23 protein-coding genes and 1 tRNA gene are annotated in these 24,803 nt (G+C 58.9%); 11 read left to right on the top strand and 13 right to left on the bottom strand.

Annotation, left to right across the window (positions count from 1 at the left end):
• Nucleotides 1-263: 263 nt before the first annotated feature.
• The 3 genes from DXB44_RS11030 to DXB44_RS11040 all read right to left on the bottom strand — a co-directional run bounded on the left by DXB44_RS11030 (nt 264) and on the right by DXB44_RS11040 (nt 3,666).
• A complete protein-coding gene (locus DXB44_RS11030; protein ID WP_118658753.1) occupies nt 264-2,687 on the bottom strand; it encodes a homocysteine S-methyltransferase family protein in 2,424 nt (807 codons plus the stop codon).
• On the bottom strand, nt 2,674-3,363 hold the full coding sequence (locus DXB44_RS11035; RefSeq protein WP_118658754.1) for a methionine synthase: 690 nt from the start codon (nt 3,361-3,363) through the stop codon (nt 2,674-2,676). Before DXB44_RS11035 ends, DXB44_RS11030 begins: the two co-directional genes overlap by 14 nt.
• A 230-nt stretch (nt 3,364-3,593) precedes the next feature.
• Nucleotides 3,594-3,666: transfer RNA gene (locus tag DXB44_RS11040), tRNA-Pro, on the bottom strand.
• 356 nt (nt 3,667-4,022) lie between these two features.
• Between DXB44_RS11040 and DXB44_RS11045 the strand changes: the two genes are divergently transcribed.
• Both DXB44_RS11045 and DXB44_RS11050 read left to right on the top strand, forming a co-directional pair.
• Nucleotides 4,023-4,370, top strand: coding sequence for an Hpt domain-containing protein (locus DXB44_RS11045; protein WP_118658755.1), 348 nt, complete (start codon nt 4,023-4,025; stop codon nt 4,368-4,370).
• Between the two features lie 140 nt (nt 4,371-4,510).
• Nucleotides 4,511-5,503 carry a D-2-hydroxyacid dehydrogenase gene (locus DXB44_RS11050; RefSeq protein ID WP_118658756.1) on the top strand — a complete coding sequence of 331 codons (993 nt, stop codon included), beginning with the start codon at nt 4,511-4,513 and terminating at the stop codon, nt 5,501-5,503.
• A gap of 140 nt (nt 5,504-5,643) precedes the next feature.
• Here the strand turns inward: DXB44_RS11050 and DXB44_RS14655 are convergent, their stop codons facing one another.
• The 7 genes from DXB44_RS14655 to uxaC all read right to left on the bottom strand — a co-directional run bounded on the left by DXB44_RS14655 (nt 5,644) and on the right by uxaC (nt 12,290).
• Nucleotides 5,644-5,787, bottom strand: a complete 144-nt coding sequence (locus DXB44_RS14655; protein ID WP_199680601.1) for a hypothetical protein — start codon at nt 5,785-5,787, stop codon at nt 5,644-5,646.
• 435 nt (nt 5,788-6,222) lie between these two features.
• Nucleotides 6,223-7,119 carry an IS3 family transposase gene (locus DXB44_RS11055; RefSeq protein WP_118658757.1) on the bottom strand — a complete coding sequence of 299 codons (897 nt, stop codon included), beginning with the start codon at nt 7,117-7,119 and terminating at the stop codon, nt 6,223-6,225.
• On the bottom strand, nt 7,068-7,433 hold the full coding sequence (locus DXB44_RS11060; protein ID WP_118658758.1) for a helix-turn-helix domain-containing protein: 366 nt from the start codon (nt 7,431-7,433) through the stop codon (nt 7,068-7,070). The genes DXB44_RS11055 and DXB44_RS11060 overlap by 52 nt, the downstream gene beginning before the upstream one ends.
• A gap of 101 nt (nt 7,434-7,534) precedes the next feature.
• Nucleotides 7,535-7,924, bottom strand: a complete 390-nt coding sequence (locus DXB44_RS11065) for an FMN-binding protein (protein ID WP_118658759.1) — start codon at nt 7,922-7,924, stop codon at nt 7,535-7,537.
• A gap of 27 nt (nt 7,925-7,951) precedes the next feature.
• Nucleotides 7,952-9,610 carry a glutamine--tRNA ligase/YqeY domain fusion protein gene (locus DXB44_RS11070; protein ID WP_005920796.1) on the bottom strand — a complete coding sequence of 553 codons (1,659 nt, stop codon included), beginning with the start codon at nt 9,608-9,610 and terminating at the stop codon, nt 7,952-7,954.
• A gap of 114 nt (nt 9,611-9,724) precedes the next feature.
• Nucleotides 9,725-10,609, bottom strand: a complete 885-nt coding sequence (locus DXB44_RS11075; RefSeq protein WP_118658760.1) for a YitT family protein — start codon at nt 10,607-10,609, stop codon at nt 9,725-9,727.
• Between the two features lie 247 nt (nt 10,610-10,856).
• Nucleotides 10,857-12,290, bottom strand: coding sequence for a glucuronate isomerase (uxaC, locus tag DXB44_RS11080; RefSeq protein WP_055186762.1), 1,434 nt, complete (start codon nt 12,288-12,290; stop codon nt 10,857-10,859).
• A 320-nt stretch (nt 12,291-12,610) separates the two neighbouring features.
• Between uxaC and DXB44_RS11085 the strand changes: the two genes are divergently transcribed.
• The 4 genes from DXB44_RS11085 (at nt 12,611) to DXB44_RS11095 (ending at nt 16,857) form a co-directional block, all read left to right on the top strand.
• Nucleotides 12,611-14,125 (top strand): tagaturonate reductase, encoded by a 1,515-nt coding sequence (locus tag DXB44_RS11085; protein ID WP_118658761.1) that lies wholly within the window; start codon nt 12,611-12,613, stop codon nt 14,123-14,125.
• Between the two features lie 84 nt (nt 14,126-14,209).
• Nucleotides 14,210-15,700: an altronate dehydratase family protein gene (locus DXB44_RS11090; RefSeq protein WP_118658762.1), complete on the top strand. Its 1,491-nt coding sequence runs from the start codon at nt 14,210-14,212 to the stop codon at nt 15,698-15,700.
• A 79-nt stretch (nt 15,701-15,779) separates the two neighbouring features.
• The gene (locus DXB44_RS14660) at nt 15,780-15,932 is read left to right on the top strand and encodes a hypothetical protein (protein WP_199680603.1); all 153 of its coding nucleotides are present in this window, start codon (nt 15,780-15,782) and stop codon (nt 15,930-15,932) included.
• A 43-nt stretch (nt 15,933-15,975) separates the two neighbouring features.
• Entirely contained in the window at nt 15,976-16,857 is an 882-nt protein-coding gene (locus DXB44_RS11095; RefSeq protein WP_118658763.1) for an aldose epimerase, read from the top strand.
• Nucleotides 16,858-17,103: 246 nt separating this feature from the next.
• On the opposite strand, the gene DXB44_RS11105 is transcribed toward DXB44_RS11095, so the two are convergent.
• Nucleotides 17,104-17,514, bottom strand: a complete 411-nt coding sequence (locus tag DXB44_RS11105; protein WP_118658764.1) for a NifB/NifX family molybdenum-iron cluster-binding protein — start codon at nt 17,512-17,514, stop codon at nt 17,104-17,106.
• A gap of 182 nt (nt 17,515-17,696) precedes the next feature.
• Between DXB44_RS11105 and DXB44_RS11110 the strand changes: the two genes are divergently transcribed.
• On the top strand, nt 17,697-18,488 hold the full coding sequence (locus tag DXB44_RS11110) for a YoaK family protein (protein WP_118658765.1): 792 nt from the start codon (nt 17,697-17,699) through the stop codon (nt 18,486-18,488).
• Nucleotides 18,489-18,541: 53 nt separating this feature from the next.
• Here DXB44_RS11110 and DXB44_RS11115 read toward each other — a convergent pair whose 3' ends face one another.
• Nucleotides 18,542-19,453 carry a LysR family transcriptional regulator gene (locus DXB44_RS11115; RefSeq protein ID WP_118658766.1) on the bottom strand — a complete coding sequence of 304 codons (912 nt, stop codon included), beginning with the start codon at nt 19,451-19,453 and terminating at the stop codon, nt 18,542-18,544.
• Between the two features lie 262 nt (nt 19,454-19,715).
• Between DXB44_RS11115 and DXB44_RS11120 the strand changes: the two genes are divergently transcribed.
• Together DXB44_RS11120 and pyrB are read left to right on the top strand one after the other, a co-directional pair.
• A complete protein-coding gene (locus tag DXB44_RS11120; protein WP_097785641.1) occupies nt 19,716-21,017 on the top strand; it encodes an adenylosuccinate synthase in 1,302 nt (433 codons plus the stop codon).
• A complete protein-coding gene (pyrB, locus tag DXB44_RS11125; protein ID WP_113992562.1) occupies nt 21,008-21,964 on the top strand; it encodes an aspartate carbamoyltransferase in 957 nt (318 codons plus the stop codon). Before DXB44_RS11120 ends, pyrB begins: the two co-directional genes overlap by 10 nt.
• Nucleotides 21,965-22,242: 278 nt before the next feature.
• Here pyrB and DXB44_RS11130 read toward each other — a convergent pair whose 3' ends face one another.
• Nucleotides 22,243-22,425: a hypothetical protein gene (locus DXB44_RS11130; RefSeq protein ID WP_015537487.1), complete on the bottom strand. Its 183-nt coding sequence runs from the start codon at nt 22,423-22,425 to the stop codon at nt 22,243-22,245.
• Nucleotides 22,426-22,538: 113 nt separating this feature from the next.
• Here DXB44_RS11130 and DXB44_RS11135 point away from each other — a divergent pair, with 113 nt between their 5' ends.
• Nucleotides 22,539-23,477: a ribonuclease Z gene (locus tag DXB44_RS11135; RefSeq protein ID WP_118658767.1), complete on the top strand. Its 939-nt coding sequence runs from the start codon at nt 22,539-22,541 to the stop codon at nt 23,475-23,477.
• On the top strand, nt 23,474-24,796 hold the full coding sequence (locus DXB44_RS11140; protein WP_118658768.1) for a tRNA nucleotidyltransferase: 1,323 nt from the start codon (nt 23,474-23,476) through the stop codon (nt 24,794-24,796). Before DXB44_RS11135 ends, DXB44_RS11140 begins: the two co-directional genes overlap by 4 nt.
• The last annotated feature ends 7 nt before the right edge of the window (nt 24,797-24,803 follow it).

Consider the following 24,803-nt stretch of genomic DNA (forward strand, 5'->3'; position numbering starts at 1 on the left):
AGTTTTTTATGGGCCTGCTGTGCGCCGCTGCTGCGACCGCACCCGCAGGAAAATGTGCCTGCATGGGCTTTTGCGGGGAGAACCTTTCGGAGGTTATGGGGGATGTCCGTTCCGTTCTCCCTGAGTGCACCCTTATTATGCCAGACAATCGTGGCAATTTTTTGTGGTAATTTTGAACAGTTTGCAAATAAACGCCCTGCCCATGAAAAAAGACTGCTGAAAAATCTGCACTTCTCAGCAGTCTGAATCTGAAATTTTTTGCGTTACACCCCAAAGAACTCCTTGGCGATGTCAGCGCTGCGTTTGGCGTCCTTGGCGTACCAGTCCGCGCCGATCTTCTCGGCGTATTCCGGGGTCAGCACGGCACCGCCCACCATGATCTTGCAGTCCAGCTTAGCGGCGTGCAGGGCGGCGATGGTCTCCTCCATGCTTTTCAAGGTAGTGGTCATCAGGGCGGAAAGGCCTACCAGATGCACGTCCTTTTCCCGCACCGTGTCCACCACCGTTTCCACCGGCACATCCCGGCCAAGGTCCAGCACCTCAAAGCCGTAGTTTTCCAGAATGACCCGGACGATGTTTTTGCCGATGTCGTGCACATCGCCCTTGACGGTGGCAAGGACGATGCGTCCCTTGCTGGCGCTGCCTTCGCCCTTTTGGGCAATGGCGGTCTTGATCTCCTCAAAGGCGCTCTGGGCGGCGCTGGCAGCCTGCAGCAGCTGCGGCAGGAACAGGGTGCCTTTTTCATACTTGCCGCCCACAATGTCCAAAGCGGGGATCAAGGCTTCGTCCACCACTTCCAGCGGCTGCTTTTCTGCCAGCAGGGCGCGGGTATGGGCGGCGGCGTCACCTTTCAAGCCCTTTTCCACCGCTTTCATCAGGGCGGCGTAGGGACCGGTAAGTTCTGTTTCGGCGGCACTGGCGGCAGGCACGGTCTTTGCAGCCTGTGCCAGCGCAGTGCTGGCGGGCACACGGTCGGCAAAGCGCTCGATGTACTTTGTGCTCTGTTTGTCCCGGTTGGTCAGCACGTTGTAGGCGTACACCGCCGCCATCATCTCTTCGCTGGAGGGGTTCATGATGGCAAGGTCCAGCCCGGCGTACATGGCCATGGTCAGGAAGGTGGTGTTCAGGTAGGTGCGGCAGGGCAGACCAAAGCTGATGTTGGACACGCCCAGCACGGTGCGCACTCCCAGCTCCTTTTTGCAGGTCTCCAGTGCCTGTACTGTAGCCAGCACATCCTCCTGCTGGGCGCTGGCGGTCAGGGTAAGGCAGTCGATGTAGATATCCTCCCGGGGGATGCCCGCCGCCAGCGCGGCCTCGGTGATGCGGCGGGCAATGGCTACGCGGTCTGCGGCTTTGGGCTGGATGCCTTTTTCGTCGATGGCAAGCCCCACGATGGCGGCACCGTACTTCTTGCACAGCGGCAGGATGGCGGCAAGCTTTTCCGGCTCACCGTTGGTGGAGTTGACGATGGGCTTGCCGTTGTACACCCGCAGACCCCGCGCCAGCGCTTCCACGTTGGAGGAGTCCAGCTGCAGAGGCAGGCTGGTCACGCTTTGCAGCGCCTTGACCACCTGCTCCATCAGCACCGGCTCGTCTACGCCGGGTGCGCCCACGTTCACGTCCAGGATCTGCGCCCCGGCCTCTGCCTGACTGACGGCCTGTTCCAGCACATAGTTCATGTCGCCTTCCCGCAAAGCCTGCTGGAAGCGCTTTTTGCCAGTGGGGTTGATGCGCTCGCCCACCACCGTGATGCCGTCTACCGTGACCGTGTCCACCGGGGTGCAAAGCACCGAGGGCATCCGGTGCGCGGGACGCCCCGGGGTGCAGCCTGCAAAGGTGCCGTTGAGCAGCTTGATGAACTCCGGGGTGGTGCCGCAGCAGCCGCCGGCGGCAAACAGGTGCAGCTCCCGGTAGGGCTTCATCTGCAAGGCGAACAGCTGCGGGGTGATATCGTAGCCGCTGCCGTCCGCCCGGGGCAGACCGGCGTTGGGCTTGACGAACACCGGGAAGTTGCCGGGCACGGCCTCGGCCAGCCGCTTTGCCATGGGGAAGATCTCTTTGGGACCCAGCGAGCAGTTGATGCCCACGGCGTCTGCCCCCAAGCCCCGGGCGGTGGCGGCAAAGCTTTCCACTGTGCAGCCGGTAAAGGTGCGCCCGCCCGCTTCAAAACTCATGCTGGCCAGAATGGGCAGATGGGTGTTCTCCTTGGCAGCCAGCAGGGCGGCTTTCAGCTCGTACAGGTCGGTGTAGGTCTCAAAAAAGATCAGGTCTGCCCCGGCGGCTTCGCCCGCCTTGACGATGCGGGCATACTCGGCCACAGCATCCTCAAAGGCCAGCGTTCCGCTGGGCTCCAGCAGCTCGCCCAGCGGGCCTACGTCCAGCGCGGTCAGCGCACCGTAGGGCGCACAGGCGCGCTTGCAGTTTTCAATGCCTGCGGTGATGATCTGTTCCAGCGTGTAAGCACTGCCTGCCAGCTTGTGGGCAGAAGCGCCGAAGGTGTTGGCGTTGACGATGCGGCTGCCCGCCGCAGCGTACTGCCCATGGATGCCCTCGATAAGCGCCGGGTCGGTGATGTTCAGCTCTTCCGGGCGTGCGCCCAGCTTGAGCCCGGCAGCTTGCAGCATGGTGCCCATGCCGCCGTCCAGCAGGATGGTATTGCTCTGTCTGAAAAGTTCATTCACTTGCACAGGTCTTTCCCCTCTTTCTGTATTCGCAGCGGGTGCGCAGCACGCAATGGCCGCACCCGGCCAGTTGTCCCTTTACCGGGTGGTCGCTGACCCCCAGCAGGGCAGTCACGCTCTTGCGCGGGGTCATCAGGTTGGTGTCGGTGACGCACAGCCCGGCCTTGCGCACGGTGTCCAGCGCCGCTGCCACCATCGGCTGCACCGCGATATCCCAATCGCCGTAGCCGGGCGAAAAGCGCCCGGTCAGATACTTTCCCACTGTCGCCGCCCACTGGCGCAGCTGCGCCTCGGCGGCATCGGCGGCCTGCTCGGCCAGTGCGCTGCCCAAGGCATCGGAGGCTACCCCGGCGGCAATATCGCCCACGCCCGCCCGGCGGATCTGGGCATCCACCCCGGGACCCAGCGTCACTGCCAGCAGAATGGCCTGCCCGCAGCCGGTCAGGTGCTTGTGCACGTCTTCACCGGGCAGAAGCCCGGCCTCGGTCAGGGCAGGGGTGTCTGCCAGCAGCCACACCGCCCGGGGCATCGCCGCCGCCAGCAGCGGCACTGCGCACTTTTGCAGCAGTGCCAGCGTGGCAGCGTCCGGCTCGCCGTGCGCACCGAAATACCGCGCCGCCTGTATAAGATCTACGGCCTGCGGTTTTTCTATCGCCAGCGGGCGGGGCACACCGATCGCCATGGGCCGCACCTCCTTACTTCTCTTAAATAAAGTACTATTCAGTATACCGCACTTGTGGGCTTTTATCAATCCCGCAAAAGGGGAGGAAATAGAAAAAAGGCTGCTCTGTTTTTTAAAAGCGTCCTTGCAGTGTGCGTAGTTTTTGCACACATTTGGATTTTCCCCGTCAAGTTTACCGGCAAAATAAAAACGCACGTTGACTCTTATCGAATCAACGTGCGTTTGCAGTATCGGAGTGGCGAGACTCGAACTCGCGGCCTCCTGCTCCCAAAGCAGGCGCGCTACCAACTGCGCAACACCCCGGCATCCGGCGGCACAGCTGCACCGCCAAAATATAGTATATCGTTTTTTGTGCGGTTCGTCAATACGGAATCCGCAGTTGACGGCGCTGCACGGTCTGCTTTTTTCAGCCGGCAGAAGCGGCAGCTGGCAGCAGCGGAAAAGGGCGCGGTAGCAGGCGCTTTTTGAAGAGCTGGGCGCGGTTTTGGTGCAACTGCCAAAAAGAGAACGCAAAAACTAGATAGAGTGCAAAATTTGTTGCGCTCTAGTTGCAAGCTGGCCGGAAAGGTGCTATCATAACACTATATCGCCGTGAAGCGTAGTAAGATGCGGCGGTGGGAAAGCAAACGATAGCAAAAAAGAAAGGCACGGCGTAAGCGATGACGATACAGGAATGCTATAAAAAGATGGGCGCAGACTATCAGGAGGTGCTTGGGCGGCTGTATAACGAAGCCATGATCTGCAAATTTGTGCGGATGTTCTTGCAGGACGACAGCTTTCAGATCCTGGAGGAAGCGCTGCGCAGGGGAGACGTGAAAGAGGCGTTCCGCGGAGCGCATACCCTCAAGGGCGTCTGCCAGAATCTGGGATTTTCCAATCTGTATGCGCCTACCTATACCCTGACCGAGACCCTGCGCGCCGGGCAGCTGGAGGGCACGCAGGAGCAGTTTGCAAAGGTGGCAGAGCAGTACCGTTGCACGGTGGACGCCATCCGTGCACTGGACTAAAATATAATGGGGTGTCGGGCGGCTTTCGGGCTGCTCGGCATTGTTCTTTTACGGGATGCGTCTGAAAGCACAGAACCACCCTCTTGTGTCGCCGCACAGTTTGCGGTATGATAGATAAAAAAGAGGGAAGGAGCCCCATTATGTCCAAACATATCCTTGTCTGCCTGCCCATCAGTGCAGAGCAGAGGGCCCGCATTGAGGCGGTGCAGGGCTTTGCATATCGCTTTACCACCCCGGATACCGCCACAGCGGAGGATGCCCTGTGGGCTGATGCGGTGCTGGGCAACCTGCCGGTGCCGCTGATCCGGCAGAACGATCATCTGGAGTGGTTCCAGTCCAACGCAGCCGGCCCCAATAACTATCTGGAGCCGGGGGTGCTGCCGGAGAAGTGCATCGTGACCAACGCCACCGGCGCTTACGGTCTGGCCATCAGCGAGTGTATGCTGGCAATGTGGCTCAGTCTGCTTAAGGAGCTGCCCACCTACCGGGACAACCAGCGGGAGCACCGCTGGGCACCCACCGGCCACTCTGTGGGCAGCATTGCGGGCAGCCGGGTGCTGTGCGTGGGCATGGGCGATATCGGCTCGAACTTTGCCCGGCGGGCGTATGCGCTGGGTGCCAAGGTGGTGGGCGTGCGCCGCACCGTGCACCCGGATACCCCCTGCCCGGACTACTGCACCCGGGTGGTGGCGCAGAGCGAATTGGACGCAGAGCTGCCGCAGGCTGACCTTGTGGCGCTGAGCCTGCCCGGTACGCCGGAGACGCTGCATCTGTTCAACGCAGAGCGGCTGGCGCTCTGCAAGCCCGGTGCCATCCTGCTCAATGTGGGGCGCGGCACTGCCGTGGACGGTGAGGCACTGGCAGCTGCCGTGCACAGCGGGCGGCTTTCCGGCGCAGGACTGGACGTGACCGACCCCGAGCCGCTGCCGCCGGAGCATCCCCTGTGGGCAGAGCCGAACGTGATCATCACACCCCATGTCACCGGCGGCTTCAGCCTGCCCAAGACGCTGGACAACATCGTGGATATCTTTGCACATAACCTCAAGCGCTATGCCGCCGGCCAGCCGCTGGATAACCAGATGGACCGCCGCACCCAGTACGCCAGCGGTGCACGGCTGCAAAGCACCCTGTAAAACCGGCGCTGCTTGACAAAACGGCGTGGGGGCGTTATACTACAAATAGAAAAGGTGCTGCCTGCAATGGTCAGCTACCCTCTCTGGCAATCGATTAAAAAAGTAAACGACCGCTCAGAATTGGTACGCTGGGGCGGTCGTTACTTTTTGTTGTGAGAATAATGCTTTGCGCGCGGCTTGTCCCCAAAGACATCCCGCGAGATCGTCCATGTCAACTGAATGACACCGATAATGACTGTGGCCAGAAGGTTCAGTGCACTGAAAACAATATTCAAAACTTCCATGATGGAACTCCTCCTTTGGGTATCCTGTTGTAAAACATTCAAACCGTCCGGAGGAGAACAGTAAGTAACTCTCTCCGGACATTTCTGCCGGGAGGGAGCTGACCACCTGCAATGCAGACAGCACCTGCCGCTTTTGCAGCGGCAAATCAAGTATAGCATAGTCCAACGGGTTCTGCAATGAAAAACGGCCTGCTGCACAGTGTTCGTAAGGATGATGGCACAATATGTAGCTTTCCTTTACGACCCCAACCGTGAAAATGTAGTACCGGAGCGTCCGCAGGCGCTCCGGTACTACGAAATTATAAATAGCATTTCCGCTGAACATGCGCAGAGCAAACGCGGAGCGCATTCTAAATCGTTCAGCACGAAGGAACAGAAACAAAAAAACTGCCGCACAACTGTGAAGTGAACCCCAAAAGTTAGACAAAAATAAGATCAAGCGACTCGAACGGTCTGGATCCTGTACTGCACAGGGCTCAGGCCGTTTAGTTTTAATTTGATTCGGCGGTTGTTGTAGTAGTCGATATACTCAGCAATGGCCTTTTCGAGCTGGTCGATGGAACTGAATTTTTCCAAATAGAACAACTCTGTCTTGAGCAAGCCAAAGAAGTTTTCGGCGACGGCATTATCCAGACAAGTAGCTTTGCGAGACATGCTCTGTGTAATGCCTTTCGCTTTCAGCAGGTTTTGGTAAAGCTTCATCTGGTACTGCCAGCCTTGATCTGAATGCAGAATCAAATCATCTACTTTATCTGGCAGCTTCCGAAAAGCACCTTCCAGCATATCCGTGACTTGCTTAAAATTAGGATGGTGGCTAAGGTTATAACTGACCACTTCTCCGTTGAACAGATCAATGATTGGTGATAGATAAAGCTTCTGGTCATTTACCTTAAACTCCGTAACGTCTGTGACCCATTTTCGATTTGGTTCGTTCGTTTTGAAATGTCGTTCTAACAGATTGGGAGCCACTTCGCCAACCTCCCCTTTGTAAGAATTGTACTTTCTTCTCTCACGGACATGGCAGACCAAGCCCAACTGTTTCATGAGCTTCCGAACCGTCTTGTGATTCACGCAAATGTCGTTGTTATGTAGTTCTTGTGTGATTCTGCGATATCCATACCGCTTCTTGTTCTTGTTGAAGATCGCAACGATTGCTTCTTTTACCATCTGGTATCTCGCAGGCTTTTGAGATTGATGCAGATAGTAGTAGAACGTGCTGCGAGGAAGCCCGGCAAGCTGCAGCAACGCTTTTAACGGATATTTCTGCCTTAGTTCCTGAACTACTTGTGCTTTCTGTTTTGACGTTCCTCTTCCAGTACCAAGGCTCTCAATTTTTTTAAGTAGTCAATCTCCATACGAAGCCGTTGATTCTCTGCAATGAGATCTTCTTCTACCTGCTTGTCTAATTTCGGCTTTCGCCCTTTCCGTGTTCCGCTGGCTGCACAAGCTCGTCCACGACGTTCCAGCAAGAGAGCCTCTTTGCCTTCTTCCAGATAGATGCGCTCCCACATACGCACTTGCTTATCGCTTCTCAGCCCAAAGTGTCTCACGGTTTCTTTGTAACTTAGATTTTCTTTTCGCATTGTTTCAACGACTTCAATTTTGAATTCTCCACTATATGTCTTTTGCTTTTTCTTTTCCGGCATACAAAAACACCCCATTTCCTAAACAGTATACCATACTGTCTAACAAATGGGGTGCAGTTCAGTTTTTTGTGCGGCAGCTTTTGTTCTTGTGCTTTACAGCATCACTGCGCCTGTGCAAGGCAGGCGTCCATGGCGGTAAAGATGGCCTCGCTGGTCATGGTGGAGCCGGTGATGGCGTCCACACCGGTGGTGGAGCCGGTCTGTGTCAGCTGCGCTGCCAGCGTCTCGGCGGCCTTGCCGCCCAGCTCCGGGGTCTCGGCAGAGGCGTCCACCTGTACGGCGGTCACCTTGCCGCCGGTCACGGTGACCGTGACGGTCACCTCGCTCAAGCAACCCTGTGCAGAGGAGGTGTAGCTGCCATCGGTCAGGGGGGCGGCGTTGTCGGCGGCGGGTACGGTGCCGGTGTTGTGGATATACAGGTTCAGCACAATGCCCATCAGCACGGTGGCTGCCAGCATGAGCAGGATATTACGGGTCATTTTCGCGGTCATGGTATGGTATCTTCTCCTTGGGGGTGATTATTTTGCGGGCTTGAAGCTGTCGCGCAGGGTGACCACCCGGTTGTACACGCCGGGGTTCTTGCTGTCCGGGGTAAAGAAGCCGGTGCGCACGAACTGGAACTTCTCGCCGGGCTTTGCGTCCTTCAGGCTCTCTTCCAGCTTGCAGCCGGTGCGCACGGTGACGCTTTCCGGGTTCAGGTAGTCCTTGTAATCGCTGCCCTCGGGGATGCCGTTCATGTTGGCCTCGGTGAACAGCTTGTCGTACAGGCGCACCTCGGCGTCCACGCAATGTGCGGCGCTTACCCAGTGGATGGTGCCCTTGACCTTGCGGCCATCGGCGGGGTTGCCGTTGCCGGTCTCAAGGTCGGCGGTACAGTGGATGGCAGCAATGCTGCCGTCGGCGTTCTTATCCACGCCGGTGCACTTGACGATATAGGCACCCATCAGACGCACCTCGCCGTCCACGGTCAGGCGCTTGAACTTGGGAGGCGGCACCTCGGCAAAGTCCTCGGCGTCGATCCACAGCTCGCGGGTAAAGGCTACCTTGCGGGTGGTGGTATCGTTGGCTTCGCGGTTGGGGTTGTTGGCCACGTCAAAGTACTCGGTCTTGTCGGCAGGGTAGTTGTCCACCACCAGCTTGACCGGCTCCAGCACGGCAATGCGGCGCTGTGCGGTCAGGTCCAGCTCGCTGCGGATGCAGGCTTCCAGCTGGCGCATATCGATCAGGTTGTCAGACTTGGAGATGCCGGCCTCCCGCACAAAGGTGAAGATGGAAGTGGGGGTGTAGCCGCGGCGGCGCAGACCACACAGGGTAGGCATACGGGGATCGTCCCAGCCGTCCACGATGCCCATCTCCACCAGCTCACGCAGATAGCGCTTGCTCATGACCGTGTTGGTCATGTTCAGGCGGGCAAACTCGCGCTGCTTGGGGAACTCGGCACCAAAGATGTTCTCGATGACCCAGTTATACAGCGGGCGGTGATTCTCGAACTCCAGACTGCACATGCTGTGGGTGATGCCCTCGATGGCGTCCTGAATGGGGTGGGCAAAGTCGTACATGGGGTAGATGCACCACTTGTTACCCTGACGGTGATGCTCGGCGTACTTGATACGGTAGATGGCCGGGTCACGCATATTCATGTTGGGGCTTGCCAGATCGATCTTGGCACGCAGGGTCTTTTCGCCCTCCTTGAACTCACCGGCACGCATCCGGCGGAACAGGTCGAGATTCTCCTCCGGGCTGCGGTCGCGCCACGGAGAGGGGCGGGAGGGCTTGCCGGCATCGGAGCCGCGGTACTCGCGCATTTCCTCGCGGGTCAAATCGTCCACATAGGCTTTGCCCTCGGTGATCAGCTTTTCGGCGTACTCATAGCACTTATCAAAGTAATCGCTGCCGTAGAAGATGCCGCCGTTGGGGTCGGCACCCAGCCAGTGCAGATCCTCGATGATGCTGTTGACGTACTCCTCGCCTTCGCGGGCGGGGTTGGTGTCGTCCAGACGCAGGTTGAATTTGCCGCCGTACTGGTTGGCAATGGACCAGTTGATATAAATGGCCTTGGCGCTGCCGATGTGCAGATAGCCGTTGGGCTCCGGCGGGAAGCGGGTGTGGATCTGCTGCACCTTGCCCTCGGCAAGGTCGGCGTCGATGATATCTGTCAGAAAGTTTTTATCAGCCATATAGGTTCCCCCTGTCAGGGCACGCAGCGTGCCCCCTTTTACTCATAATACTATATAATACACTATTTTGCGTTTTTCTTCAAGTACGGAGTTGCGTGGCAGGGGGCGGCAGTCTTAGTTGAAGGAGCGGAAGCCCTTGCCGATGATCTCGCTGGAGTTGACGATGGTGATAAAGCTGTGGGGGTCGTTCTCCCGCAGAAAGTTGCGCAGCTGCAAGGCCTGACGGCGGGTCAGTACGGTCACCAGTACGCTGAGCTCGTGGTGGGTGTAGGCACCGTAGGCCTTTTCCACAGTGGCAGAGCGGTTCATGTCGTGAATGATGAAGTCCAGAATGGGCTGCGGGTTCGCAGTCATAATGGTGCACACCTTGCGCAGACGGATGTTTTCAATGGCGCCGTCCACCACAAAGGACTTGCCAATGAGGCCAAGGATACAGTATAGGCCCGTGCCCATGCCGAACCGTACGGCGGCGGCCAGCACAATGAGGATATCGCTGACCATCAGCGCCTTGCCGATCTCCATGGAGGTGTACTTGGCAAGGATCAGCGCCACGATGTCGGTGCCGCCTGTGGAAGCACCAATATCAAACACGATGGCAGCACCCAGCGCGGGCAAAAACACCGCGAACACCAGATCCAGCATGGCATCGCCGCTCAGGGACACGCCGGAGGGGTACAGCCACTCGCAGCAGGACACGAAAAAGGAGAGTGCAAAGGAAGAGTAGATCGTCCAGCCCATGCACTTGATGCCCAAAAAGAGAAAGCCCAGTACCACCAGCACCAGGTTGATGATCCACATAAAGCCGCCCACATTGATCCGGGGGAACAGGTCTGCCAGCAGGATGGACAGGCCGGAGGTGCCGCCGAAGGCGAAGTGGTTGGGATTTTTAAAATATACGATGCCCACTGCCGTAAGCACAAGACCGAGGTTCAGCAGGGCAAAGAAATTTAGATTCTTCAGCAGATTTTCGCGGCTGAAGGCTTCTTTTAAACCATTCATGGGTTTCCTCAATCAAAAAATACAGTAATTTGGCCTGAATGCCATGCAAAAATATACTCTCCTTATACGGGGAAGTCAAGGGATAAAGGAGAAGTTGTAGAAAAAGACGGAAAACAACCGATGAAAGGTGAAAAAACAGGCATATCCGGTGCATTTTAGACGTAAAAGGGCAAAACAAAGCGCCGCCCGCAGACGGCATTGTCTGCGGGCGGCGCTGGGGATTCAGTTCAGGAAAAGGAGAAAGCGCTTACAGGTTGAAGTAACGCTTTGCGTTGTCGAAGCAGATGCCCTTGACGATCTTCTCCAGAGCCTTCTCGTCGTTGGGATACTCGCCATCCTCGACCCACTGGCCGATGATGTTGCACAGGATGCGGCGGAAGTAATCGTGACGGGTGTAGCTCAGGAAGCTGCGGCTGTCGGTCAGCATACCCACAAAGTTGCCCAGCAGGCCAAGGCTTGCCAGACGGATCATCTGATCCTCCATGCCGATCTTGTGGTCGTTGAACCACCATGCGGAGCCGTGCTGGATCTTGCCCGGAATCTCGCTGTTCTGGAAGCAGCCCAGAATGGTGCCGATCTGTGCATCGTCGGCGGGGTTCAGGCTGTAGATGATGGTCTTGGGGCACTCGTCGGTGTCGTTCAGGGCGCTGAGCAGCTGTGCGATCTGGCCGCCGCAGGTGGCGGTGTTGATCATGTCAAAGCCGGTGTCGGGGCCCAGCAGGCTGTTCATCTTGCGGTTCATGCCGCGCAGGCAGTTGTAGTGGAACTGCATGGCAATGCCCAGACGATGGTACTGCTTGCCCAGATGGATCAGGATGTAGGTCTGGTACTTCTCGGCCTCTTCCACGGTGCAGCTCTCGCCGTTCATCACCTTCTGGTAGATGGCGTTCACCTCGTCCTTGGTGGCCTCACGGTAGGGAACGTAGTCCAGACCGTGGTCAGAAGCGCGGCAGCCCATCTCGGCAAAGAACTCGATGCGCTTGGTCAGGGCATCGGTCACGCAGTCGATGCAGGCCAGCTTTTCCTTGCCCACAACGGCAGCCAGCTTGCCCATGTACTCAGCAAAGCCGGGCTTGCTGATGTTGACGGCCTTGTCAGGACGGAAGGAGGGAGCCACGGTGAACTTGATGGTGGGATCTTCCTTGATCTTCTTGTGCCAGTACAGGTCATCAATGGGGTCATCGGTGGTGCCGATGAAGGCCACGTTGCTCTGCTCGATCAGGCCGCGGACGGTCAGTTTGGGGTCGTGCTGCAGCTTGTCGTTGCACAGGTTCCACACTTCCTCAGCGGTGTCGCCGTTCAGCACGCCGTCGTAGCCGAAGAAAACGTGCAGCTCCAGATTGGTCCAGTGGTACATGGGGTTGCCGATAGCCATGGGCAGAGCCTCGGCAAACTTCTGGAAGCGCTCGCGGTCGGGCTTGTCACCGGTGATGTACTCCTCGGGCACGCCGTTGGAACGCATCACACGCCACTTATAATGATCGCCGAAATAGCTGCCGTCCGGGTTGCGGCCGCCCAGCCACACCTGAGTGATGTTCTCAAAGCGGCGGTTCTCGTAGATCTCGCGGGGAGGGATGTGGCAGTGATAGTCGCAGATGGGCATAGCAGCTGCATAGTCGTGATACAGATGCCGTGCGGTAGCAGACTGGAGCATGAAGTCCTTATCCATAAATGCTTTCATGGGATTTTAACTCCTTTTCTCTGATGAGTTTGTTAAAATTTAGACAAAAACGGGCATGAAATGCACCTGCTTTGGACGGGCAGGCTGCCTTATCCTTAGTATACCGGAAAACGCCGATGTATACAACTGAAAAACTGCCAAAATTTCACCCTCAGAATTGTATAAACCGCTGGAAATGCGCTGAATAGCCATTTTTGGACTAAAAACATTGCACAAAACACTTGACTTCTTTGTATACAACAGCATAAAATAGGAGCAGAAGATGGCAGGGAAAACGAGAGCCTGCCATGCAAAGCAAGTTTATAAAGGAGATCAATAAGATGGAAACTTTGAACTACAAGGTTCTGGAAGGCACTGGCTACAACGGCTACATCCTGAAGGATGCTCCCGTTAAGGTGATGCAGTTCGGCGAGGGCAACTTCCTGCGTGCTTTCGTGGACTATTTCTACGATATTGCAAACGAGAAGGCCGGCTATAACGGCAAGGTCAAGCTGGTGCAGCCCATCGGCAACTTCCCCCAGATGGCAGACTGGATCAACGAGCAGGAGGGTCTGTACACCCTGTACCTGCGCGGCAGCGAAAAGGGCCAGAAGGTGGACGCAAAGCGGGTGATCTCCTGTGTGTCTGACTGTGTGTGCCCCTACATCGATGGCAAGTGGGACGAGGTTCTGGCGCTGGCTCGCTCTGAGGATCTGGAGACGGTTGTATCCAACACCACCGAAGCCGGCATTGCCTACACCAAGGGCGACAGCCAGTTCGATCAGGTTCCCCCCAACAGCTTCCCCGCAAAGCTGACCCGCGTGCTGTTCGAGCGCTACAAGGCTTTCAACGGCGCTGCCGATAAGGGTCTGGTCATCCTGAGCTGCGAGCTGATCGACAACAACGGCAAGGAGCTGCAGAAGTGCTGCAACAACTACGCCAAGGATTGGGATCTGGAGCCCGCCTTCATCGACTGGATGAACACTGCCAACACCTTCTGCTCCACTCTGGTGGACCGCATCGTTCCGGGCCGCATCCGTGACCAGAAGGAGCTGGCCGCTCTGGAAGAGGCCAACGGCTACCACGATGCCGTTTTGGACGTGGGCGAAGTGTTCGGCGTCTGGGTCATCGAGGGCCCCGCAGGTCTGGAGGACAAGCTGCCGTTCAAGAAGGCAGGCGTCAACGTGATGGTCGTGCCCGACGTTACCCCCTACAAGAAGCGCAAGGTCCGCATCCTGAACGGTGCACACACCGGCTTTGTGCTGGGCGCTTATCTGGCAGGCTTTGACATCGTCCGCGACTGCATGCACAACGACACCGTGCGCGGCTTTATGAACAAGATGCTGCACGAGGAGATCATCCCCACCCTGCCGCTGGACAAGAAGGATCTGGAGGATTTTGCCTCTGCTGTTGAGGACCGCTTCAACAACCCCTTCGTCAACCACGAGCTGATGAGCATCTCCCTGAACTCTACCTCCAAGTGGAAGGCTCGCAATATGCCCTCCTTCCTCGCTTATATCGAGGAGCAGAAGCAGCTGCCCAAGTGCCTGACCATGTCTCTGGCAGCCTACATCGCCTTCTACTCCAACGATATTCAGGAGCGCACCGCTGACGGCCTGATCTGCAAGCGCCCCGCAGGCAACACCTACAAGATCCAGGATGACGCATGGGCTCTGGACTTCTACTACGCACACAAGGACGACACCGCTGCGCAGCTGGTGCATGCTGTGCTGACCAACACCCAGATGTGGGATCAGGATCTGACCAAGATCGAGGGTCTGGAGGCCGCTGTGCTGGCAGATCTGGAAATGATCCGCACTCAGGGTGCCGAGGCTGCTTACAAGAGCTGCCTGTAAGCTGAAAAATCAACCTACCCGCACAACAAAGGGCTGCTGCTTTGGGCAGCAGCCCTTTTGTGCGATACGATAAGGAGAAAAACTATGCCGCAGGCAATTCATATCAGCCCCATCGACAATGTGGTCGTTGCCCTGCACCCCATTGCCAAGGGCACGCTGGTGGAGGTGGACGGCCTTGCCGTCACCGCACTGGAGGATATCCCGCAGGGTCACAAGATGGCAGTCAAGCCCATTAAGAACGGCGAGAACGTCATCAAGTACGGCTTCCCCATCGGTCACGCCACCGCAGACGCCGCCCCCGGCACCTGGATGCACACCCACAACGTGCACACCAACCTGTCCGGCGAGGTGGAGTACAGCTATAACCCCGCCCCGGATCTGGCTCCGCTGCCTAAGGTCGAGCCGGAGACCTTTATGGGCTTCCGCCGCAAGGACGGCCGTGCCGCCATCCGCAACGAGATCTGGATCATCCCCACCGTGGGCTGTGTGAACGATATCGCCAAGAAGATGGTAGCCGACAATCAGGATCTGGTCACCGGCTCCATCGAGGGTCTGTACACCTTCACCCATCCCTTCGGCTGCAGCCAGACCGGTCACGACCACGCACAGACCCGCAAGCTGCTGGCTGCGCTGGTGCGCCACCCCAATGCCGCCGCCGTTCTGGTGCTGCATCTGGGCTGCGAGAACCTGCAGCACGATCAGTTCGTGGAGGAGCTGGGCGAATACGACCACGACCGCGTCAAGTTCCTGACCTGTCAGGACGTGGAGGACGAGTTTGCCGCCGCCCGCGATATCCTGAAGGAACTGGCCGCCTACGCCGGGCAGTTTAAGCGCCAGCCCATCCCCGTGTCTGAGCTGGTGGTGGGCATGAAGTGCGGCGGCTCGGACGGCCTGTCCGGCATCACCGCCAACCCCACCATTGGCCGCTTCTCCGACATGATGGGCCAGCGCGGCGGCTCTACCGTGCTGACCGAGGTGCCCGAGATGTTCGGTGCAGAGGGCTTCCTGATGGACCGCTGCATCAACAAGGAAGTATTCGTCAAGGCCGAGCACATGATCAACGGCTTCAAGGATTACTTCATCAGCCACAACGAGGTGGTGTACGATAACCCCTCTCCGGGCAACAAGGCCGGCGGCATCACCACGCTGGAGGATAAGAGCTGCGGCTGCGTGCAGAAGGGCGGCACTGCTCCCATCATGGACGTCATCGGCTACGGCGACCCCGTGGTGACCAAGGGTCTGAATATGCTCTACGGCCCGGGCAACGATCTGGTCTCCGCCACCGCCATGACGGCAGCAGGCGCACACCTGATCCTGTTCTCCACCGGTCGCGGCACCCCGTTCTCCGCACCGGCTCCCACCCTGAAGATCTCCACCAACACCCCGCTGGCAGAGAAGAAGGGCGGCTGGATCGATTTCAACACCGGTGTCATCGCAGACGGTGAAAAGACCATCGACGAGGCTGCAAAGGATCTGCTGGATCTGGTCATCCGCGTGGCCAGCGGCGAGCAGACCAAGGCGGAAAAGCACGGCTTCCGCGAGATCTCCATCTTCAAGGACGGCGTGGTTCTGTAACTGAAAAAAAGGGCTGCTGTACGGCAAAAAGCGGTACGGCGGCCTTTTTGTGCATGAAAACGGAAAGGAAGTGTTTTATATGATTGGTGCAAATGGCGCAGTATTGTTTTCTCTGCTGATCTATGCAGCGCTGCTCTACGGTGCGGTGCGGCTGATCAAGTATTTTATCCGCTACGGCATCGACTACTACTTCAAAAAGCTGGATGCACGGCAGACCGAGCACAAGGAATGACCCGCCGGGGCGACCCGGCGGCAATAATAGGAGGCTTTTACTTATGAATCAGATCACCACCCGGTACATCACCGAGAACGGCGCCTGCTACGAGCAGTACGTCATCACCGACCCCGAGGCAAAGACCGCCCTCACCATCACCCCGGAGCGCGGCGGTATGATCACCAGCTTTACGCTGGATGGCGAGGAGTTCGTCTGGACCCGCCGCCCCAATTTTTCCGAGTGCAACCGTCCCCGCTTTGGCGTGCCGGTGCTGTTCCCCAGCTGCGGCAACCCGGATAACGGCGTGCACATCTTTGACGGCAAGGCTTACCCCATGGAGACCCATGGCTTTGCCGACCTGTGCGCATGGGAAGTGGACAGCGTTGGCCCGGACGGCGTGACGCTGGCACTGGAGTCCACCCCGCTGACCAAGTTCCTGTACCCGTTCGATTTCACCCTGCTGCTCAACTATAATCTGGAGGGCAACAAGGCACTGGTCAGTCTGACCGTCATCAACGAGGGCAGCACCGATATGCCCTTCAGCTTTGGCTACCACCCCTACTTTACCGCCTCCAAGCTGGAGAACGTGGAGTTTGATATCAAGTGCGCCACCTGCTCCGAAAATGCCAAGGGCGAGCAGCCCGCCGCCCCGGAAAAGATCACCCTCACCCGCAAGGAGGGTGCAGACAACTCTGTTCGTTTGCTGACCGGTGTGCAGTTCCCCATGACCCTGACCGACAAGGGCAACGGCCACAAGGTGACCGTAGACGCCGACGAGACCTTTGAAAACGGCGTGCTGTGGCAGCAGGATGCCGAGAGCTTTGTCTGTATGGAGCCTTGGAACGGCTGGGCCAACAGCGTGAACGAGGAAGGCAAGCACGAGGTGCTGGAGCCGGACGAGGCCATGACCAGCGAGTGGAGCATCACCATCGAGAAGGTCTGAGCACTTTTCTGAATAGCATTTTTTAGCAAAAACGGGCAGCCTGCGGGCTGCCCGTTTTTGCTTACTTCTTCCTGTGAAAAAGGGTTCTGAAAAGCCCGCGTTTGCGAAGCAATAAAAGCCCCAGTGGGGCTTTTAAGCGGCAGAGCGGTCTGCGTAAGCAGATGGAGGGGCTTTGCCCCGACAAGCTCCGCAGGCTTTTCAGAACCCTGAATTTCAAATCGTCCCACCCGGAAAGGAAAGCGGCCTTTAGTGGCAATTACCGGCACAGCCGCCCTTGTCGGCGTGGCAGGCGTGAGAGCCGCAGCTGTGACCCTCCTCGTGGTCGTGGTGGGTGCAGCGGGCGTTGGGGTCAAAGACCAGCGTGCCGGCAAGATAAGCCGCCGCAGCGCTGTCGGCATCGCCGGTAATGCCGCCGCACAGCCGGATACCGGCCTGTGCCAGAGCCATCTGTGCACCGCCGCCAATGCCGCCGCACAGCAGCACATTCACACCGTTGCGCACCAGAAAGCCCACCAGTGCACCGTGGCCCTGCCCGTCGGTGGAGACGACTTCGGCGCTGGTAATGCGGCCCTCCTCGGCGGTGTACAGCTTGAACTGTGCAGAGTGGCCGAAGTGCTGGAACACCTGACCGTTTTCATAAGGAATTGCGATCTTCATACTAAAAACTCCTTCCTGTGTACGAGATTTTCTATCCCTATTTTAACAGATTGCGGTGAAATAGGGAAGGGAACCCGCGCTTTTTGTGCCTTTTGGGGCGGAAAACATAGCCGGTATGTAAAAATGATATCAGAAACTGCTGCAAAATGTATTATAATAGAGCCCGAAAAGAGGGTACAAGTATGAAAACAAAGCATCACGGGCAAATGTCCGAGTCCTTTCTTACGGCGGTGTTTCTTTCGCTGTCCGGCGGTTTACAGGATGCCTACACCTATCTGTTCCGGGGCAAGGTGTTTGCCAATGCCCAGACCGGCAATATCGTGCTGCTGAGCGCCAATATCATGGATGGCCGGTGGGATAAGGTGCTGCACTATCTGGTGCCGTTGTGCGCCTTTGCGTTGGGGGTGCTGGCTGCGGAAAAAATGCGGGAGCACTTTCAGGTAATGCAGCGGCTGCACTGGCGGCAGCTGGTGGTGCTGGGCGAGGTGCTGCTGCTGTTCGCGGTGGGCTTTCTGCCCCAATCGCAGAACCTGCTGGCCAACGCCATCGTTTCTTTTTCCTGCGCCATGCAGGTACAGGCTTTCCGCAAGGTGAACGGCTACGCCTTTGCCAGTACCATGTGCATCGGCGACCTGCGCAGCGGCGTGGAGGCCTTTTGCATCTGGTGCAAGTCCCATGAGCCCCACGCAAAGGATAGGATGGTGCGCTACTTCGGCATCATATTCCTGTTCGCGCTGGGGGCAGGGCTGGGCAGCAAGAGCGCGGCGCAGCTGGGCGGCAGAGCCATCTGGATCTCCTGCTGCTTTTTGCTGGTCAGCTTTGCGCTGATGTTCATCCGGGAAGAGCTGGAAGAGAACCCGGTCATCGAAAAAGATCTGACCGTCATCCGGCAGGAGACCCGGGAGATCGACCGCGCCCTGAAGCAGGAATTGCAGGAAGAACAGCGGGAGCTGAAACAGAGCGCCCGGAAATAAGAAAAAAGGGGCTGCTGTACCATCATTGGTGCAGCAGCCCCTTGCTGTTTGGTTTATTTGCGTTCGGTGCTCCGTGCCCCGGCCTTGGTCAGCAGCTGCTGAAACTTGCGGGCGGCGGTGTTCAGTGGGCGGTGATGGTCGTACACAAGGCAGATGGAGCGGGAGGGGATGATCTCCTGCAAATGCAGCTGCACCAGCTCTTTGCTGGCCAGCAGGGGTGCTGCCATGGGCTCCGGCATAAAGGCCAGTCCCAACTCGCTTTTGACCAGCGTGAGCATCTGGTCGGTGGTGGCGGCCTCGGTGTCCGGCTTCAGCACCGCGTCGTGTTCCAAAAAGAATTGCCGGTAAAAGCTGCGGGTCATGCTCTCCTCGTTCAGGCAGATCAGGGGATAACCGGCCAGTTCCTTCAGGCTCAGGGTCTGGCTGGCCAGCGCTGTAAAGGTCTTTCCGCCCACAAGCACCTCATAAAAGGGCATCAGCTCTACCATTTTCAGTCCGTTTTCCACCTCTGCGGGGGTGGTCACGATGGCAAAATCCACCTCGCCGTTGCGTACCGCCTGCACCGCCTGCGGGGTGGAGTGGTTGGAGATGCGCAGCCGGATGCCCGGGTACTCGGTGTGGAAAGCACGCAGCTTTTCGGACAGGTAAATGTTCAAAGCGGTCTCGGTGGTGCTGATGCTGATGGCACCGTGCTCCAGCGTGGCGGTGGCGCTCAGTTCCTCCTCTGCATCCTGTATCTGCACCGCCGCCGAGGCAATGCGGGAATACAGCAGCTCTCCCTCCGGTGTTAAGGTGACGCCCCGGTTGGAGCGGATGAACAGCACGCAGTTCAGCTGGCTTTCCAGCCGGTTCATGGCGTGGGTGATGTTGGGCTGATTGTTGCCCAGCACCCGCGCCGCGCGGGTAAAGTTCTGATACTTTGCTACATAGTAAAAGATTTTGTAGTATTCCCAGTCCACATACATGGGTGTAGCCTCTCTTTCCTGTCGGGCTTCCGGCGCGGCCTGCGGCAGAAGCGGCTTTATGCTCTTCTTGTATCATAGCACGGTGCGCCGGAATTGCAAGCGTTTTTTCCGGTTTGGCTGTGCCGGATGCGGGCAGCAGCCTTTGCAATGTAAAAAACATATTGCTGCTATACACAGGATACTTTTTACATATTCTCTGCACGCTCGTATAATAAACACCGCGAACAGGAAACAAGAATGAAAAAGAAGGTAAATGAAGTTTATGCTGACTGCTGTTACTGGAATCAACTGGGGCGATGAGGGCAAGGGCCGCGTCATCGACCTGCTGGCCGAAAATGCCGATATCGTTGCGCGCTATCAGGGCGGCAACAATGCCGGCCATACCGTTGTGACCGAGAAGGGCAAGTTCATCCTGAACCTGCTGCCCTCCGGAATCCTGCACCCGGAGGTGACCTGCGTGCTGGGCACCGGTATGGTGATCGACCTTGAGCATCTGGCCGGGGAGATGGAGGCCATTGAAGCGCGCGGCGTGAAGGTGGAGCCGGAGAACCTGAAACTCTCCGATAAGGCTACTATCTCCATGCCGTGGCATAAGGTACAGGACGGGCTGGAAGAGGACCGCCTTGCTAAAAAGGGCGGCGCGTTCGGCTCTACCCGGCGCGGCATTGCTTACGCTTACAGCGACAAGTACCGCAAAAAGACCCTGCGTCTGGGTGACCTTTTGCATCTGGACGAGGAGCGCACCCAGAACCGTCTGCACATGATCCTGGACGCCAAAAACATGGAGCTGGCGGGCTGCTATCATCAGGAGCCCATGAGCTACGATGCCCTGCTGAACTGGTGCAGGCAGCAGGCGGCGTACTTTGCACCCTTCATCTGTGATGTGGGCGCTTTCTTGCAGCAGGCGCACGACAGCGGCAAGCGCATCGTACTGGAAGCGCAGCTGGGCGCAATGCGGGATATCGACTACGGCATCTTCCCGTTCACTTCCAGCTCCAATACGCTGGCAGCCTACGCGCCGCTGGGGGCGGGCATCCCTAATTGCAAGCTGGACCATGTGGTGGGTGTGCTGAAAGCCTACTCCACCTGTGTGGGCGCAGGCCCCTTTGCGGCAGAGAACGCAATGGACGAAGCGTGGAACGAAAAGCTGCGCAAGGCAGGCGGCGAGTACGGCGCAGCCACCGGTCGTCCCCGCCGGGTGGGCCCCTTTGACTGCGTTGCCAGCCGCTACGGCCTGCAATGTCAGGGCGCGGATAAGATCGCACTGACCAAGCTGGACGTGCTGAGCAGCATGAAGCAGATCCCGGTGATCACCGGTTACAAGCTGGACGGCGTGGAAGTCCCCCGCTTCGACACTCTGTCCGACCTTGACCGTGTGCAGCCGGTGGTCACGCTGCTGCCCGGCTGGAACAAGGATATCTCCGGCTGCCGCAGCTGGGCAGAGCTGCCCAAGGAAGCCAAAGCCTATGTGGAGTTCCTTGAAAAGCAGCTGGGGCACGAGATCCAGTTCGTTTCCACCGGCGCAGAGCGCGAAAAGTTTGTGCTGAAGGGAGAATGGCTGTGAGACATTTTATTGAGCCCGGCAGCTTTTCTCTGGCTGAGCAGCTGGCACTGCTCGACCTTGCCGACCGGATGGAGGCTGACCCTGCGCCCTACGCCCACCTGTGCGATGGCCGCATTCTTGCCACTTTGTTCTACGAGCCCAGCACCCGCACCCGCCTTTCCTTCGAGTCGGCCATGCTGCGGCTGGGCGGCAAGACGCTGGGCTTTGCCGGGGCGCAGCTTTCCAGCGCCAGCAAGGGCGAAACGGTGGCCGATACTGCCCGTGTGGTAAGCAACTATGCAGACGTCATTGCCATGCGCCACCCCAAGGAGGGCGCGCCGCTGCGGGCGTCCATGTATGCGCGTGTGCCCGTCATCAATGCAGGTGATGGCGGTCACGCCCACCCTTCCCAGACCATGATCGACCTGATGACCATCCGCCAGCGCAAGGGGCGGCTGGATCATTTGACCATCGGCTTCTGCGGCGACCTCAAGTTCGGCCGGACGGTGCACTCCCTCACCGCCGCGTTGAGCCAGTTCGAGGGCAACCGTTTCGTGTTCATCTCGCCGGAGGAGCTGCGCATCCCGCAGTACGTCAAGGACGAGACTCTGACCCCGCTGCACCAGAACTATAAAGAGACCGCCGACCTTGAGGCCGAGTTGCCCGGGCTGGATGTGCTGTACATGACCCGCATCCAGCAGGAACGCTTTTTCAACGAAGAGGACTATCTGCGGTTGAAAGGCTGCTATGCGCTGGACGAAAAGCTGCTGCAGCTGGCGCCGCCCACCATGCCGGTGCTGCACCCGCTCCCCCGCATCGACGAGATCAAGCCGGACGTGGACAACGACCCCCGCGCCGCTTATTTCGATCAGGTGCATAACGGCGTGTATATCCGCATGGCCATTATACTGGCGCTGCTGGGCATCCCCGACCCGCTGACCGGGAAAAAGGTACTGGAAAGTATATAAGTTGTGAACAGGGCTGCTGCACAAAGCAATGTGCAGCAGCCCTGTTTTTGCGTCTCTCGCCTTTACGCCCCTCCCGTGAAAAGGCAATTCTGGAAAATCCGCGTTTGCGCAGCAATGAAAGCCCCAGTGGGGCTTTTAAGTGGTAGAGCGGTCTGCGTTAGCAGATGGAGGGGTTTTGCCCCGAAAAGCTCCGCAGATTTTCCAGAATTGCGAATTTTAAATAATTCTTCCGCTGAATATGCGCAAAGCAAACGCGGCGCGCATTCCAAATCGTCCCGCTACCCCCGCAGCGGCGGGTCCGGCATAAAGATCATGGTGCCCCGGGCAGAAAAAAGCAGCTGCGGCATCATGCAGCTGTACCCCAGCCACAGCACCGCCAGAATGCACAGCACCAAAAGCACCCTGCGCAAAAGCACCGGATGCCGGGCAGGGGAATAGCGTTTTCTGCGGTCACGCTGCATAGGCTGCGCCCTCCCTTTTCAAGGCTTTGCCCAGCTTATGCCGTGGCAGAAAGAATTGTGCACAAGCGGGGTTTGTGGTAAGATAACAGGGAAGAACCACGGAGGAACTGCTTATGCTGACCATTACACTGCTGGGCACGGCTGCCACCATGCCGCTGCCGGAGCGCGCCCTGACCGCTGCAGTGGCAGAGTGCGGCGGGCACAGCCTGCTGCTGGACTGCGGCGAGGGCACCCAGACTGCCGCCCGCCGCGCCGGGGTGAACCTGATGCGCGCGGATGCCATCTGCCTGACCCATTACCACGGAGACCATATCTTTGGTCTGCCCGGGCTTTTGCAGACCCTTGGGGCGCAGGGACGTACCCGCCCGCTGGCGCTGCTGGGGCCGGAGGGGCTTTTGGAGGTCTGGCGGGCAGTGTATGCCCTGACCGGGCCGCTGCCCTACGCAGTAAAGCCGCTGGTCTGCCGCGCCGGGCAGCCTGTGGCGCTGGATGCTCTTTCGGATGGATGGCCCGCCGGGGCAACGCTGCAGCCGGTGGCAACCAAGCACCGGGTACGCAGTCTGGGCTACCGGCTGGACTTGCCCCGGGCGGGCAGGTTCGACCCCGAAAAGGCGCGGGCGCTGGGCGTACCGGTGACCCAGTGGCGGCTTTTGCAGCGGGGACAGGCTGTGCCGCTGGCAGAGCGCATGGTGCAGCCCGCCGAGGTGCTGGGCGCGCCCCGCAAGGGGCTGCGGTTCGTCTTTTCCGGTGACAGTGCGCCCTGCCCGGCGCTGGAACAGGCGGCGCAGGGCGCAGACCTTCTGCTCTGCGATGCCACCTACGCTTTGCCGGAGCAGCAGGAGCAGGCCGCGCAGTGGGGGCACAGCACCTTTGGTCAAAGCGCGGCGCTGGCAGCAAAGGCTGGTGTAAAGCGGCTGTGGCTGGTGCACTATTCCCCCATGATCACCGACCCGGAACAGCAGCTTGCACAGGCGCAGAGCATCTTCCCGGCGGCAGAATGCGGCTTTGACGGCAAGTGCATCACCCTGCATTACGAGGAGAACGAGGAATGAAGCTGACACTTGACCCCGGGGCAGCTGCCCTGCTGGACACCCTGCACGCAGCGGGCTACGCAGCCTACGCCGTGGGCGGCTGCGTGCGGGATAGCCTTTTGGGGCGCACCGCCCACGACTGGGACCTGTGCACCAGCGCCCTGCCGCAGCAGGTGATGGAGCTGTTTGGGACAGAGCAGTGCATCCCCACCGGGTTGCAGCACGGCACGGTCACCATCAAATACGGTGGGCAGCTGTACGAGACCACTACCTTTCGCACCGAGGGCAGCTATACCGATGGCCGTCACCCGGACGCGGTGCAGTTTGTACCGGACGTGCGGGAGGATCTTGCCCGGCGGGATTTTACCATCAACGCCATGGCGTATAATGCAGCCGAGGGGCTGGTAGACCCCTTTGGCGGGCAAAAAGACCTGCAAAACGGTCTGCTGCGGGCGGTGGGCGAGCCGCAGCAGCGGTTTACTGAGGATGCGCTGCGTATCCTGCGGCTGTACCGCTTTGCCGCAAGGTTCGGCTTTGCACTGGACGCAGCCACCGCCCGGGCGGCGCGGCAGCTGGCACCCCACTTGGACTGCATCTCTGCCGAGCGCATTCAGGAGGAGCTGGCAAAACTGCTGGCTGCCCCACAGCCGGGGGTGTATCTGGAGCCCGCCGTGTTGGCTGTGGTGCTGCCGGAGTTGACCCCGGCGGCGCTTGAAGCCGCAAAGCCGGTGGTGGATGCCTGCCCGGCGGGGGAGGAAAACCTGCCGGTGCGCTGGGCAGCGCTGCTGGGCGCTCTGGGCGAGGCCGACACCCGCCGGGTACTCAAACGGCTGCGCTGCTCCAACGCCTGCATCGAGGAGACCGCCGCGCTGGTGCGGGAAACGGCAGGGGAGAGCGTGTGCAGAAGTTTCTCCGAGGACCGTCCGCTGGGGTGGGACCCTGCTGCCGCAGGCAGTAGGGCGGGCGATGGAATGGCCCGATTCGTGTCCGAGGAGAAAGCTTCTGCACACCCCGGTGATATCCACATCCGGCAGCTTTTAGGCCGATATGGGCTGCGCACCGTGGAGCGGCTGTGTGCACTGTGCGCGGCGCTGCACCCGCAGAATGCCCCGGATTGCGCCCTTGCGGCGCAGCGGGCGCGGCAGCTGGATGCCGATGGCGTATGCTGCCGGGTGAGCCAGCTGGCGGTGAACGGACGCGACCTGATGGCGGCGGGCATCCCGGCAGGGCCTGCGCTGCGCCGGGTGCTGGAAGCGCTGCTGGACGGCGTCATCCGCGCAGAATATCCCAACGAAAAACCGGCGCTGCTGGCTGCGGCACAGAAAATTATAGCGTCTTGACAAGCGG

The organism is Faecalibacterium sp. OM04-11BH (genome assembly GCF_003482185.1).
Taxonomy (GTDB): Bacteria; Bacillota; Clostridia; order Oscillospirales; family Ruminococcaceae; genus Faecalibacterium; species Faecalibacterium tardum.

Bases quoted from the DNA above. Each gene is read 5' to 3' on its own strand.
- DXB44_RS11035 (WP_118658754.1), bottom strand. From the start codon at position 3,363: ATGGCGATCGGTGTGCCCCGCCCGCTGGCGATAGAAAAACCGCAGGCC.
- DXB44_RS11045 (WP_118658755.1), top strand. From the start codon at position 4,023: ATGACGATACAGGAATGCTATAAAAAGATGGGCGCAGACTATCAGGAG.
- DXB44_RS11050 (WP_118658756.1), top strand. From the start codon at position 4,511: ATGTCCAAACATATCCTTGTCTGCCTGCCCATCAGTGCAGAGCAGAGG.
- DXB44_RS14655 (WP_199680601.1), bottom strand. From the start codon at position 5,787: ATGGAAGTTTTGAATATTGTTTTCAGTGCACTGAACCTTCTGGCCACA.
- DXB44_RS11060 (WP_118658758.1), bottom strand. From the start codon at position 7,433: ATGCCGGAAAAGAAAAAGCAAAAGACATATAGTGGAGAATTCAAAATT.
- DXB44_RS11065 (WP_118658759.1), bottom strand. From the start codon at position 7,924: ATGACCGCGAAAATGACCCGTAATATCCTGCTCATGCTGGCAGCCACC.
- DXB44_RS11070 (WP_005920796.1), bottom strand. From the start codon at position 9,610: ATGGCTGATAAAAACTTTCTGACAGATATCATCGACGCCGACCTTGCC.
- DXB44_RS11075 (WP_118658760.1), bottom strand. From the start codon at position 10,609: ATGAATGGTTTAAAAGAAGCCTTCAGCCGCGAAAATCTGCTGAAGAAT.
- uxaC (WP_055186762.1), bottom strand. From the start codon at position 12,290: ATGAAAGCATTTATGGATAAGGACTTCATGCTCCAGTCTGCTACCGCA.
- DXB44_RS11085 (WP_118658761.1), top strand. From the start codon at position 12,611: ATGGAAACTTTGAACTACAAGGTTCTGGAAGGCACTGGCTACAACGGC.
- DXB44_RS11090 (WP_118658762.1), top strand. From the start codon at position 14,210: ATGCCGCAGGCAATTCATATCAGCCCCATCGACAATGTGGTCGTTGCC.
- DXB44_RS14660 (WP_199680603.1), top strand. From the start codon at position 15,780: ATGATTGGTGCAAATGGCGCAGTATTGTTTTCTCTGCTGATCTATGCA.
- DXB44_RS11095 (WP_118658763.1), top strand. From the start codon at position 15,976: ATGAATCAGATCACCACCCGGTACATCACCGAGAACGGCGCCTGCTAC.
- DXB44_RS11105 (WP_118658764.1), bottom strand. From the start codon at position 17,514: ATGAAGATCGCAATTCCTTATGAAAACGGTCAGGTGTTCCAGCACTTC.
- DXB44_RS11110 (WP_118658765.1), top strand. From the start codon at position 17,697: ATGAAAACAAAGCATCACGGGCAAATGTCCGAGTCCTTTCTTACGGCG.
- DXB44_RS11115 (WP_118658766.1), bottom strand. From the start codon at position 19,453: ATGTATGTGGACTGGGAATACTACAAAATCTTTTACTATGTAGCAAAG.
- DXB44_RS11120 (WP_097785641.1), top strand. From the start codon at position 19,716: ATGCTGACTGCTGTTACTGGAATCAACTGGGGCGATGAGGGCAAGGGC.
- pyrB (WP_113992562.1), top strand. From the start codon at position 21,008: ATGGCTGTGAGACATTTTATTGAGCCCGGCAGCTTTTCTCTGGCTGAG.
- DXB44_RS11130 (WP_015537487.1), bottom strand. From the start codon at position 22,425: ATGCAGCGTGACCGCAGAAAACGCTATTCCCCTGCCCGGCATCCGGTG.
- DXB44_RS11135 (WP_118658767.1), top strand. From the start codon at position 22,539: ATGCTGACCATTACACTGCTGGGCACGGCTGCCACCATGCCGCTGCCG.
- DXB44_RS11140 (WP_118658768.1), top strand. From the start codon at position 23,474: ATGAAGCTGACACTTGACCCCGGGGCAGCTGCCCTGCTGGACACCCTG.